Source organism: Zooshikella harenae (genome assembly GCF_018837975.1).
Classification (GTDB): Bacteria; Pseudomonadota; Gammaproteobacteria; order Pseudomonadales; family Zooshikellaceae; genus Zooshikella; species Zooshikella harenae.
Map to the genome: position 1 here is coordinate 41,339 of NZ_JAGSOY010000004.1, position 12,246 is coordinate 53,584.

11 protein-coding genes are annotated in these 12,246 nt (G+C 38.6%); 5 read left to right on the forward strand and 6 right to left on the reverse strand.

All coding sequences use genetic code 11. The features are described 5' to 3' along the window. The first annotated feature begins 89 nt into the window (after positions 1-89). From glmS to KCG35_RS02955, 3 genes are all read left to right on the forward strand, one after another. On the forward strand, positions 90-1,925 hold the full coding sequence (gene glmS, locus KCG35_RS02945) for a glutamine--fructose-6-phosphate transaminase (isomerizing) (protein WP_215818170.1): 1,836 nt from the start codon (positions 90-92) through the stop codon (positions 1,923-1,925). Between the two features lie 93 nt (positions 1,926-2,018). Beyond that, positions 2,019-2,288, forward strand: a complete 270-nt coding sequence (locus tag KCG35_RS02950; protein ID WP_215818171.1) for a GIY-YIG nuclease family protein — start codon at positions 2,019-2,021, stop codon at positions 2,286-2,288. A 103-nt stretch (positions 2,289-2,391) separates the two neighbouring features. Beyond that, complete coding sequence (locus KCG35_RS02955; protein ID WP_215818172.1) at positions 2,392-2,901, forward strand: metal-dependent hydrolase; 510 nt, start codon at positions 2,392-2,394, stop codon at positions 2,899-2,901. Between the two features lie 103 nt (positions 2,902-3,004). Here KCG35_RS02955 and KCG35_RS02960 read toward each other — a convergent pair whose 3' ends face one another. After that, the gene (locus KCG35_RS02960; protein WP_215818173.1) at positions 3,005-3,901 is read right to left on the reverse strand and encodes a YHYH protein; all 897 of its coding nucleotides are present in this window, start codon (positions 3,899-3,901) and stop codon (positions 3,005-3,007) included. A 922-nt stretch (positions 3,902-4,823) separates the two neighbouring features. Between KCG35_RS02960 and KCG35_RS02965 the strand changes: the two genes are divergently transcribed. Next, on the forward strand, positions 4,824-5,546 hold the full coding sequence (locus KCG35_RS02965) for a DODA-type extradiol aromatic ring-opening family dioxygenase (RefSeq protein WP_230408970.1): 723 nt from the start codon (positions 4,824-4,826) through the stop codon (positions 5,544-5,546). A 1-nt stretch (position 5,547) separates the two neighbouring features. Further along, positions 5,548-6,066, forward strand: coding sequence for a putative signal transducing protein (locus KCG35_RS02970; RefSeq protein ID WP_230408971.1), 519 nt, complete (start codon positions 5,548-5,550; stop codon positions 6,064-6,066). 36 nt (positions 6,067-6,102) lie between these two features. On the opposite strand, the gene KCG35_RS02975 is transcribed toward KCG35_RS02970, so the two are convergent. The 5 genes from KCG35_RS02975 to KCG35_RS02995 form a co-directional block, all read right to left on the reverse strand. Continuing rightward, positions 6,103-6,942: a hypothetical protein gene (locus KCG35_RS02975; RefSeq protein WP_215818174.1), complete on the reverse strand. Its 840-nt coding sequence runs from the start codon at positions 6,940-6,942 to the stop codon at positions 6,103-6,105. Between the two features lie 295 nt (positions 6,943-7,237). Then, positions 7,238-8,503, reverse strand: a complete 1,266-nt coding sequence (fabF, locus tag KCG35_RS02980; protein WP_215818175.1) for a beta-ketoacyl-ACP synthase II — start codon at positions 8,501-8,503, stop codon at positions 7,238-7,240. A 63-nt stretch (positions 8,504-8,566) separates the two neighbouring features. Then, entirely contained in the window at positions 8,567-9,082 is a 516-nt protein-coding gene (locus KCG35_RS02985) for a winged helix-turn-helix transcriptional regulator (RefSeq protein ID WP_215818176.1), read from the reverse strand. A 78-nt stretch (positions 9,083-9,160) separates the two neighbouring features. Continuing rightward, a complete protein-coding gene (locus KCG35_RS02990; RefSeq protein ID WP_215818177.1) occupies positions 9,161-10,159 on the reverse strand; it encodes a Gfo/Idh/MocA family protein in 999 nt (332 codons plus the stop codon). Positions 10,160-10,650: 491 nt separating this feature from the next. Further along, complete coding sequence (locus tag KCG35_RS02995; protein WP_215818178.1) at positions 10,651-12,210, reverse strand: TROVE domain-containing protein; 1,560 nt, start codon at positions 12,208-12,210, stop codon at positions 10,651-10,653. Positions 12,211-12,246 lie beyond the last annotated feature (36 nt).

A 12,246-nucleotide genomic window follows, 5' to 3' on the forward strand; every position in this document is an offset into this window, starting at 1 on the left:
ATTTTCTGCTGACAATTGCTCTATTCGTTAAATTATCGGTTATATATCATCCTTCGGCAATACTAATGTCAGTAAAGGAATGACAATCAATGTGTGGTGTATTTGGTTATATTGGTAAAGACAACGCAGTAACAACGGTTGTACAAGGTTTACAACGATTAGAATATCGAGGCTACGACTCTTGGGGCTTAGCTATCCCGATAGAAAATAACATTGAGGTTTATAAAACACTTGATCCACTCTATACAGCAGATACAGTCCCCATCGACTTCAAAAGTACAATCGCGCTAGGCCACACTCGTTGGGCGACACATGGCGCAGTCAATATGACCAATTGCCATCCCCATGTATCGACATCCAAACAATTTGCGTTGGTACACAATGGTATTGTTGAAAACTATCAGACACTTAAAGCACAACTTAAATCACAAAATGTCAGTTTAATCAGTGACACTGACACAGAAGTCATTGTCCGCCTGATTGAACTAGAGCTCAGCAAAATGAAGCAAATCGATGAGTTCTGTGAAGAAAGCCCACTAACCGCCGATGACTATCAGGAAGCATTTGGCCGCGTATTTAAAGTACTTAAAGGACGTAATACGCTAGTGTTGATTTGTGCAAACCTAAATTTACTACTTGGCATACGGAATGGTTCACCACTGATAGTGGGTATTACCTCAGATGCCTCCAATAACCATGATAGTTATAAAGAGCTTTTTATAGCTTCTGACTATTATTCATTTGCCAAGCATACTAATACTTGTCTACTCCTTGATAACTGGCAAATGATTCGCTGCGAACAAAACAATGTAAGCATTATTGACTTAAAAACCAATCAGACAATACCGAGCAATTGGCAAGAATTTGAACGTCATACATTAGAACTCTCACGAGAGGGCTTTTCCCACTTTATGTTAAAGGAAATTCAAGAACAGTGGTCAACCATAACCAGGGCTACAGCCATTGATCCTCTGGCACTTGAAAATCTGATCCATGCAATGAATCAAGCGAAAAATATTTATATAACAGGGGCTGGTGCAGCTTTTTTTATTGGTGAGCAAATTGCCTCCATTTTGCGGGAAATAGCAAATATTTTTGTCATCCCTGTTCCTGCTTATGAGGCAAAAAGTTATTTACCGACCATGCAAGCAGGTGATGTTCTCATTGCAATCAGCCAAAGTGGTGAAACTGCAGATACACTCAACTTTATTGAACAAGCCAAACAAAAAGATGTACTGATTGCGAGTGTCGTTAATATGCCTGGAGCTATGATGTCACGCCTTTCTGACTTTCCTTTTTTAAGTTATGCCGGTCCTGAGGTTTGTGTATTATCGACAAAAAGCAGCACCTCTCAGTTAGCATTTGGCTATTTACTCGCACAAACAATTGTCGACCAATATGAATCAGCTAAATACAACATTGACCGACTCTCACACCAACTCAGTCACTATTTTACTGATGATAACCTGCAAAACATCGCTGATCTCGCTAAAACAGTTACTGGTGAACATATTTATTTATTAGGCAACCAGCAATTTATAGGTGCCAGCAAAATTGGTGCGCTTAATATTAAAGAAGCCAGCTATGTTCATGCCGAAGCCTTTGCTGCGGGTGAATTAAAACATGGTGTCATTGCACTTATTGAAAAAGGAACTCCCGTCATTTGTTTTATGAATAAGCGAAATGAAACCTATATGACGGCTATTGCATCTGAGGTAAAAGCACGTGGTGGTATGATCATTGGCATCAGCGAACAACCCAATGAGCTTTTTGATCATATGATCCGCCTCCCCTCACCTGATAATCCTGCAAATGTAATAAGCCATATCATACCCTGCCAGTTACTGGCCTATTACCTGGCAACTCAAAGAGGATTAAACCCAGATAAACCACGAAACCTTGCAAAAAGTGTAACTGTCATATAAAACAATAAATATAATACCCTTCGAAGTGGGTATCTTAGCTTTCACAAATCGCTAAATGAATCTCGAAGGGTACATAACAAACTGTAGTACAGTATGAAAAATGAACGATCAACAATACAAAACTGGTTCGTTTACCTTATCGACTCTGATGCAGGTCTTTACTGTGGCATTACCACTGATGTTAAACGACGTTTTAGTGAGCATCAATCGGGGAAAGGCGCTAAATTTTTTCGCCGTGCAGCCCCCAAGCAAGTCGTTTATATAGAACGTCACACTAATCGTACAAACGCTAGCCGACGTGAAAATCAAATAAAGCGTCTAACCCGTAAAGAAAAGTTACAGCTAATTGCAGACTCAAAATAGCACGACGCCAACAATTACGGTTACGTCATAATTCATCACAATCAATCCATGATTCTGCCAGACTTCTATGTTTCACTTTCCCCTCTCGAGGAGATTTGGCTTCATGTTCATTGCACATTTACCTGCAGGTTACCTCATATCAAAATATTGGGTATCCAAATTCAATGAAAATAAAGATAACGGTAAGTTATTGCTAGCTATCGGACTATTTAGCAGCATACTGCCAGATCTTGACCTTATTTATTTTTACTGGATAGATAATCAACTGCATTCCCACCATACTTATTGGAGTCAAATTCCAGTTTTCTGGCTAGGTCTTTTTTTAGTTTTGCTACTTATCTCAACAGTCACACAAAAACAGATAATAAAACATATAATAGTTATAGCTGCCTCATGCATTATACTTCACCTTATATTAGATACTGTTGTCGGTGATATTTTATGGTTATATCCTTTTAATAATATCCCTTATGCCTTATTTCATATTAATCCAAAATATAGATGGTGGGTGCTTAACTTTTTTCTTCACTGGTCATTTCTATTTGAAATCGGAATTATCCTTGTTGCGTGGCAACGGTTTTTGAACACCAGAAAAATTGTACGAAGTGAGTGAGTTTGCGTGAACATTTTTAGGGACTCGAAAAAACAAAGTTTGTGCTCAAAAAAATTACACCTCCGTTTAAAGTGTCTTATAAAAACCACAAAATCATCATTCATTACTCTAAAGATAAAGGATTATCTGCCCTAACACCTCTCAAACAAGGCAACGTATTTGGTGATTCCGCGTTCGAGGCATGATAATGATATACCTTGAATGGAAAATCTTTAGTAATCCCCACATGTCCACGACACTGATCTAAATCTAAAGGCTCTTGCCCATTTATATCTAGATGGGCATAAATAGGATAACCATCCATAGCGAAACCTATGAGTGTGTTAACAGTTTGAGGCACATACAGACAGCGTACATCATGTATGTTATGTGTTAGCAGCACATTATTAATGGTTTCAGGAAACATATGGAAATGATAAAAACCCGATGGATCCTGATGACCTCCGCAAGGATCTACCGCAGGTAGATCACCTACTGGGCCTTTGCTGCCATCAGGCATTTTAGGTCCATTAACAATAGAAGGCGCAGGTCCATTAATGGGTACACCATACAGTGAAACTCCCACTAGACTTAATACATTATCAATAGGACTTGGTTCTTTCCGTAGAGTAGGATTCGCAGGTATTAAATATTTTAACTTCAATTTATAATCAGGGTCAGCCTCTAAACAATATTTCTTTGTTCTATTTCTTTGGTTAACAACATCATTTGGATGAGCAATACGTACCTTGCCTCTGTCATCGACAATATCAAATCCATCCGTTTCCATTGCCATCAATAATTTATGATTAATCGGCTGCAACCCCGGATTACTCACACCATCATAATCATAAATACCTCCAGTCTGATCAACGCTTTTAGGACAATAAGGTCCTTCTGGTAATGGGTTGCTTATAAAAACGAGCTCAATACAAGTCGCTATTTTATTTGTCTCTAAGTTACAGTCTTTAAAGCCAAAAGAAATAGGGCTGGAAAAGTACTTAAAATCACTTGGGCTCATCAAATATGAAAGCGTAGGCTCACTTTCTGAGTGGCATAAGTTCGGCAAGATAGTAAAAACTATTAAGGGCACCTCTAAAAATAGTGATTTTTTTGTAAGAGCAAGGAAGCACTGCACGGAGGACCGCAGTGTATAAGGAATACATGAGGATCCAAGTACAGCGCTGACACAGCTATCACGAAAAAAGTGCATTTTTAGAGATACCCTTAATGGAAATAATGACTTTAATTGAGGTCCTAACATAAATATTGTTTCAGCCGAATAAGTTAAATAAGTACGAGTAATATACCCATAACGAAGGGTTTTTAGGGGCAGCCGTCAAGTGATGAAGCCTCAGGAGCTTATATTAATAAGTGACTGGGGTGAAGAACGCTGACAACAAACCCTAAAAATGATTCGTGAAGGGTATAGAATAGTTTTATGTATTTTCATCACTTTTACTCTAGTACCGTTTCATGACAAGCAAAAAACAACCTTACTAAGAATTAAACCCTAACACATAAAAAACTGTCGCAAATCATCGCAAAAAATACAAAAATATATTAACTCAACCACTTTTATCTTCATTAAAAATCTTTAATTATAAATATGACAACTACATCAGCTATACTATTTATAGTTATATATTTATGAAAATATACTCTTACCGAAGGAGTATTAATAATTGTTAAGATAAAAGCCAGTATGCAGCCTAATAATTGCTTAAAATGTACCTTTCACTAACCATTTTTTAGCGTTTGTTATGGGCATATCGCAAATACTGCAACAACAACATGCCCCACCAAAAATCATTTTCTGTGGCGATATATTGAACTAAAATCAGTATTTTCACTGGAAGTTTAGTAAATGAATACTCATACATCGGCTGGACCCACTACCCTATTTTTATCTCATGGTGGCGGTCCTATGCCACTTTTAGGCGATGAAAGCCACCAAGAAATGGTACACAACTGCGGGAACCCTGCTAAAACCCTCTGCAATTTTGCTTATTAGTGCTCATTGGGAAGAAAGCCAACCAACTATTACGAGTGGCAAAACACCTTCTTTAATCTATGACTACTACGGATTCCCAGAAGAGTCATATCGTATTCAATACCCTGCTATTGGGGATCCTCAATTAGCTCACACTATTTACCAGCAACTAAAAAAAGATGGTATAAACGCAAAGCTGGATGCACAAAGAGGATTTGATCATGGGCTATTTGTTCCCTTAAAGATCATGTATCCAGAAGCTGATATTCCTTGTATCCAGTTATCTCTTATGAATAACCTCAACCCTGCTGAGCATATCAAATTAGGCGAATCCATAGCCAAGATAGCAAATGACGACTTACTGATTATCGGTTCAGGATTTTCATTCCACAATATGAAAGCTTTTTACTCAGAAAGAACCCGTGATATCAAAACAAAAAATGAGGCCTTTGAAACATGGCTTATCGATACATGTTCAAATAAGGCTCTTTCTGAACAACAAAGAACCATGCGTTTGGAAAACTGGGAACAAGCACCTCATGCTAGATTCTGTCACCCAAGAGAAGAACACTTATTACCACTACATGTGTGTTATGGTGTGGCCAAACGAGCATGTGCACAATATTTCGAGTTATCTATTCTAAACAAAAAGGCAAGCATTTATTGTTGGTAAGATGAATACATGTGGTCTTTTCAACTCACTATTATCTGGCAATAAAGCCATTAAATGCAACTTTCTTGCTACATCATGGTCAAATTGTTCACTTATTGTCCAACAACTCACTCTACACATTAATATGCTGGTAACAATAGCAAGGTTTTCATTTCCCTACGAAGCCCAAATTGCTTGGGCAAAACTTGATGCAGAGGGTATTCCTGCCTTTATTGCTGACGAGCATACGATTAATATGCAATGGCTTTATTCAAATGCCTTAGGTGGAGTACGTTTACAGGTACCAGAAGAGTACGCTGAACAAGCACAACGTATATTAAGCGAGAATAGAGCACATGATTTAGTTACACAGGAGGGCAGTAGTAGTTTACCTTGCCCTCAATGTGGTAGCTCTGACACTGAATATTACCAATACGGAAAACGTTGTGCTTTTCTTGTGTTCTTATGTATTGATTTTCCACTTTATCCCGTTAAACATGGCATAAAATGTAACCATTGTGGATATAAAACAAAGTTATAAATTAGTCTATACTCTTTAAATACAACAACTTTTACGCTACTCCCGATACTTCTGACAAGTGTCTGAGTCATACAACCAAAGCATTTGTCCAAACATCCCCCGCACACACTCTATACTCATGTTGGTGTTAAGCGTCATTTCTCCTGCTTGACCATCTTTACTTACTTCAACTGTCCACTGAGTCTGTACATTAAAAAATGAATCCCAGCTTTTCCCATCCATTAATAAATCTAAAAACTTTGCTTCTACTCCAGGTAGCGTCGTGAGCTTAAATGGAATTGTTTGGCTGACACTCACATTTTCTTTGGGAGAATATCCACGAAAATTGAACAATAATGAGGAAGGTATGTATTCACCATTCCGACTTCTTACTTTACAGTCAATGTCCCTTGAAACACTACATACTGCTTGTGCTTTTCCATGGTTATCGACCTCAATATTCTGAACGTTATAGAGCGTCTTTGATGCCTTAGCATAAACAGGGGAAAGTGACAGCCCAAGCTGTTGGGCTTCAGCTTGGAGTTGTTTCATATTACTTGCTTTAGCATTAGGTGATAAAATACCAAAGATACGTAAATACGTTTTCCCTTTAAATAAGCCACTTGACTTCATTTCCTTATCAATTGTTATACTTGGTTCACTTCCTCTTACTTCAATACCTCCTTGTTTTGAAACAAACCATATAAGACTTTGGTCAGTTGAGTCCGCAAAGAGGTAAAAGTTATCCTGCATATCCTTACTGAAATAATGAGAAATATCATTATCTAACGGACTAACTGGCTTTGCAGATAATGAAGAGGTAGAAATGATAGAAAAAGTAGATACTGAAAATAGTCCTAAATATTTTAGCCATTTATTGATTATTTTTACTAACATATATGTTTTCCCTAACATAAATACTATTGAGCTTTACCTATAATAAAGAGCATACCTCACTATAATGGTATAAATCACACTAGTTAGTTTTTAACCAATAAACAACTGTAATATTGTATTAATTATTCCTTTAATACTTAGATTTCAATACATATAAATACATGTATTAATACTCTAAATATTAGCGTTCGTGTAAGGAAAATCCTTTTTCTTACACATTTATTTATCAATTACCTGCCAAACAGTCAGTACTTTTGACTTGTGTAAAGACATGTAAAAACAAGCATAAAATCACTTAATTCCAATGACGAAAGACCACACTTGCATTCACACCACCGAAACCAAAGCCATTAGACATAGCATACTCAATTTGCATAGCGCGTGATGAACAACTCACCAAATCAATACCTGCCGCGGCCGAATCTGGATCTTCTAAATTAAGTGTGGCTGGTGCTGTTTGGTTACGTAAAGCAAGTATTGTATAAATAGCTTCTAACCCACCAGCCGCACCCAATAAGTGTCCTGTTGAAGATTTTGTAGCACTCACCGCAACCTGTCGATTATTGCCAAATACTGATTTAATCGCTTCTATTTCACCTTTATCGCCAACAGGCGTTGATGTTGCGTGTGCATTTATGTGTTGAATTTGTTCAGGCTTTAAGCCCGCCTGAGACAACGCCAACTTCATAGCTCTGGCTGCACCTCTACCATCTTCAGGACCAGCTGTCATATGGTATGCATCAGCGGTTGTACCATAACCCACCAGCTCCGCTATCGGCTTGGCCCCACGCGCAAGTGCATGATCAAGGTCTTCAATGACTAACATACCCGCACCTTCTCCCATAACAAAGCCATCACGCAACTTATCAAAAGGACGAGATGCTCGTTCTGGCGTATCATTGAATGATGTAGAAAGTGCACGCGCAGCAGCGAAACCTGCCAGACTTACTTTATCAATACAAGCTTCTGTACCACCACATATAGCAATATCGGCTTCATTCATTGCAATCATCCTAGCAGCGTCTCCCACAGCCTGGACGCCTGCTGCGCAAGCTGTTACAGGTGTTCCTATTGGTCCTGTAAATCCATACTTAATAGTGATGTGCCCCGCTGCCAGGTTAGAAAGAAACGAAGGTATCGTAAAAGGTGAAAGCCGTTTAGGTCCACGATGATCAACCGTTCGTACCGCTCCTGCAATAGCAGGAAAACCACCAACACCAGACGCTATTACTGTGGCTGTACGTTCCTTCTCTTGTGAAGTTAATGGTTCCCACCCTGCCATAGACAATGCCTCTTGAGCAGCGGCAAGTCCAAAAAGAATAAAGCGATCCATTTTTCGCTGTTCTTTAGGTGATGCTACGAGATCAGGATTAAATCCAGCGATGCTGTCTTCCGTAATATCAGGTACCACACCTGCAACTTTTACTGGAAGATCATTAACCATATCACCAGGTAAATAGCTTACGCCTGATTTCCCCTGTAAAAGCCGAGACCAACTAGTTTCAACGCCACATCCAAGTGGTGATACCAGACCCATGCCAGTTACAACAATTCTTTGCATACGCAACTTCTACCTTACAGTTAATGAATGGTTATAGATCTCACCAGATGCTGGAGAGCCATATTAGTCTGTCTGTGTAGGGTTCTTTGATTGAAGAGTTTTAAGCAGTCCAATTCGCTGCAACGTTTGCTCTGTGGCTGCAGGTCCTGGAAGTAATACGGTGTTTTCAGGGGTAATACGTTCGCCAGTGTCAGCATCAACGACAATAGCCTGTCGTACTTCACCTGTCGCACGATTGCCCAAATGCATCGCGATTTGGTCTGATGGTAGATGACGATTTCCCCAGGCAAAAAGAGCGATAGCAACAGGATAAAAATCCCGCCCTTTGGACGTTAAAATATATTCATAACGTGGGGGACGCTCCATATATTGATGTCGCTCAAACAGCCCTTCACTCGTCAAATGTTTTAAACGACGAGAAAGGATATTAGTGGATACTCCAAGACTTTGCTGAAACTCATCAAAACGTTTCAAGCCTTGAAAGGCATCACGTAATATCAAAATACTCCACCAGTCGCCAACACTTTCTAGCGCACGGGCTGCGGGACATTCAAATGAAAGAAAGCTTGTTCGTTGCATCCCAAAATCATAGCCAAGTAACTTCTATTATGCAAGTTACTATAACAAACTGTAAATGATGTATTTGCAAATCACTATTTATTGAGACTTTACGAGATGAGCAAAACCATGCTGAGTCAAACTACCTTCCATTATTTTAATCACATGTTTTGTCACAGTCTGTGGTATTACATCTGACGCTGTTTTATTTGACAGTATCAAGTCAGAAAAATGGGCTGCTTCAAATTGAAAGCCACCTCCAGCAATGGGTTCATTAATCGTAAACGAATTTCCTTGCCATTGAATACTAATCTTTTTCGGATTCCACCATTTATCGTGAATCACTATTTCAAGATCAGGTCCTTTGATTATTGCCTCTCGAGGTAAATGAGACACTATTGATGCAGTAAGCTTGCCCTGTATTGGCGAATTAAATTTAAACTCTGCATGCTCATCAACACCAATGTTGTAATATGTTGATAATAAACGGCTTGAGGGTAAAGGCAACTGCCCAGTTAATTGGTAGGCTAAATTACAATAAAACCACAACAGATAAACACCAATATCAAGAGTAACTCCACCACTAAGCGATTGATTAAAAATCCAATGATTTTCATTAAATTCAAGCTGACTACCGTTAGAGGCTTCAATTGAATGGATTTGAATACCATTCTTTTTTAAAAAATCGAGTAGTTGTTGATAAGCGGGAAATGTTACTGTTTTCATGGCTTCAAGACATAAACAGTTTTTTGCTTTGGCTAAAGCGGTAAGTTCATCCCACTCTTTTTCATTAATGGTTGCCGGTTTTTCTATTAATACATGCTTACCTTTTTCCAAGAAAATTGTTGCAAGCGATTTATGAAAAGGATGAATACTGGCGACATACACGACATCTATGGCAGGGTCTTCCGCCAACTCAAGATAAGAATACCCATTATTACACCCATACTGTTGAGCAAAAGACTCAGCTTGTTTTATATTCCGAGATGCAACAGCAACCAGTTGTGCATTAGGCGTATGTTGCGTTAAATCCTGTGCAAAACGATGAGCAATACTGCCCAGTCCAGCAATGCCCCATTTCACGCTTGTGCTCTGCATAATTAGATTACTCTTTTGTAGCCATACCTAAGACATACAAAATAATATACAGGTCGTTAGCGATTTAACAAAGCAATAAGAGGTGCGGTGACAAAAAGTGTTGAAACACGTTTTGTTTTAAGCAATGTAGTTTCAACTGCATTCACCGCAGTGTGTATATTGACGACAAAAAAGAATGAGACATTCCTGCTCTACCATTGAGCTACTATCTATTATTGAGATAGGCAGGACTCGAACCTGCAACCCGGACATTAACAATGTAGTCCCATAGGCATTCGCCAATGTGGCCCGTCGTATAGCGTGTAGTTATAAATTATATGCAACAAGTTTTTTTACGAGACAGCATATACTCTAAATGTAGTCTCACAATGCATTTGCATTATTAATTAATCTACACACATTACTTTGGGCTAAATAGGTCAACAAGAAATGATTAAGATAGATATCGTGGAAGGATGTAATCTTAATCGGCATTTGACCAGATGAGACAGTTACAATTCTACCTGATTAATTTCATTTAGCCAACTGTTTGGTTCACCTTTTATAAAAGAATTTAAAACATTAAATACATTATCAGAAAATCCTCCAACATTTAAAATATCAGCTCGCTCCACTGCTTGTGAATAGCTATTGGGTACTACATCAATACAAACCATTTTTGCATTTGGACTACGTCGCTTTAACAACTCCCATTGCTGCATAACAGCTGTACCAGAGGAATAAGCATAGCGAGATGTCGTATCTATCCATGATTCATTATCACTGATATAAACCACAGTATCTGCGTTTACATGCTTTTTCTTCATTGCTATCAAAGGCGCAGCACAGTTTGTACCTCCTCCTCCAAGCTGAGCTAAACGTGTAGCATTCGTTAACACAGAATCACGAGGATTTAATTTAACTTTATGTATATCTGTAGCAAATGGAATAACCTCTGCTTCTGGGTTTTTAGCTAAAATAGCAGCAGCCACTAATGCAGCAACGTCAATACAACGTACTTTACTTGATGAACCTGGTCGATAACCTGTTACGGACTGCGTCATCGAACCACTCGTATCCGGTAGTACATACACTTTACCAGTAATAACAGGAACATTTTCCAAAGCAATTTCCATAGCATCTTGCAAAGCATCCATTATTTTATTTGGCATATCATCAACAGCCATATAATAGGCAGCCATCAACTGATATGGAAAAACACGGGCTTTTTTTATTGCGCGCTCATCACGTAAACGTTCAGCAATTAAATGTACAAGCTCTTTATTTTTAAACACATCATGCCGTGCAAATGTATTCAAATTCATACGTGTCATTTGCCAACTCGCCTGGCGCGCAATTTCCTGCCAGTGCTTTGTATTTAAATCAAGCGCAGTTAACAAACGAAAGTCAACATTAGGCAAATTATCTGTTGGTTTAACCTTAAACAGCTCATAATCTTTCACAATTTGTGGTAAATATTCTGCACTATAAGGTTTATCAATCAGGTAACCATAAAATGCTTCTCGCATTTTATTCGCAGGCTTTGGCCGTACCATTTTAATTACATCGCTCAAAGACGGTGTATTTCCTACTGAATCTTTAAATAATGCAGCTTCGCCACGCTGATTAATCCACTGCTGAACCAATCGTTTTGGCAGCGTACCTAACGATTGACGCCCCGTTACACCTGAACGAATTATTTGGATAAAATTACGTAGCATTCGGCCATTATCGATGACTCGATTAAATACTTTGGGTAATAATTCTGGCGCTTCAATTGATAGCAATGCGGTTAATAATGCCGGCATATCTTTCATATGCCCTTTTTCTCGCGTATAAATCGCCAACTTAGCAAGAAACGCTGGTGAAACCTGGGTTTCTAATTCTAGCACCTTATCTAACTGCTCTTGAGCACCAACGTAATAGGTATTATTAAAACAACCTGTAATCGCATATTGCGCCAAAGCATGTTCAGCCGTTAATTGATAGGCCAGCCCACCAACACGATTCGTAGTATCTGCTACTTGAACAGTACAGTTTCGTTGATTTTGAAATAATGTGTTATTTGCCATGGGCTTTTCTCATTTTTTTAATCTTTACAACAGGAA

What these genes read in the sequence shown, in the direction of transcription:
- KCG35_RS02990 (WP_215818177.1), bottom strand. Translation starts at nt 10,159, where the DNA reads ATGCAGAGCACAAGCGTGAAATGGGGCATTGCTGGACTGGGCAGTATT.
- KCG35_RS02950 (WP_215818171.1), top strand. Translation starts at nt 2,019, where the DNA reads ATGAAAAATGAACGATCAACAATACAAAACTGGTTCGTTTACCTTATC.
- fabF (WP_215818175.1), bottom strand. Translation starts at nt 8,503, where the DNA reads ATGCAAAGAATTGTTGTAACTGGCATGGGTCTGGTATCACCACTTGGA.
- KCG35_RS02995 (WP_215818178.1), bottom strand. Translation starts at nt 12,210, where the DNA reads ATGGCAAATAACACATTATTTCAAAATCAACGAAACTGTACTGTTCAA.
- KCG35_RS02975 (WP_215818174.1), bottom strand. Translation starts at nt 6,942, where the DNA reads ATGTTAGTAAAAATAATCAATAAATGGCTAAAATATTTAGGACTATTT.
- KCG35_RS02955 (WP_215818172.1), top strand. Translation starts at nt 2,392, where the DNA reads ATGTTCATTGCACATTTACCTGCAGGTTACCTCATATCAAAATATTGG.
- glmS (WP_215818170.1), top strand. Translation starts at nt 90, where the DNA reads ATGTGTGGTGTATTTGGTTATATTGGTAAAGACAACGCAGTAACAACG.
- KCG35_RS02970 (WP_230408971.1), top strand. Translation starts at nt 5,548, where the DNA reads ATGAATACATGTGGTCTTTTCAACTCACTATTATCTGGCAATAAAGCC.
- KCG35_RS02960 (WP_215818173.1), bottom strand. Translation starts at nt 3,901, where the DNA reads ATGAGCCCAAGTGATTTTAAGTACTTTTCCAGCCCTATTTCTTTTGGC.
- KCG35_RS02965 (WP_230408970.1), top strand. Translation starts at nt 4,824, where the DNA reads ATGAAAGCCACCAAGAAATGGTACACAACTGCGGGAACCCTGCTAAAA.
- KCG35_RS02985 (WP_215818176.1), bottom strand. Translation starts at nt 9,082, where the DNA reads ATGCAACGAACAAGCTTTCTTTCATTTGAATGTCCCGCAGCCCGTGCG.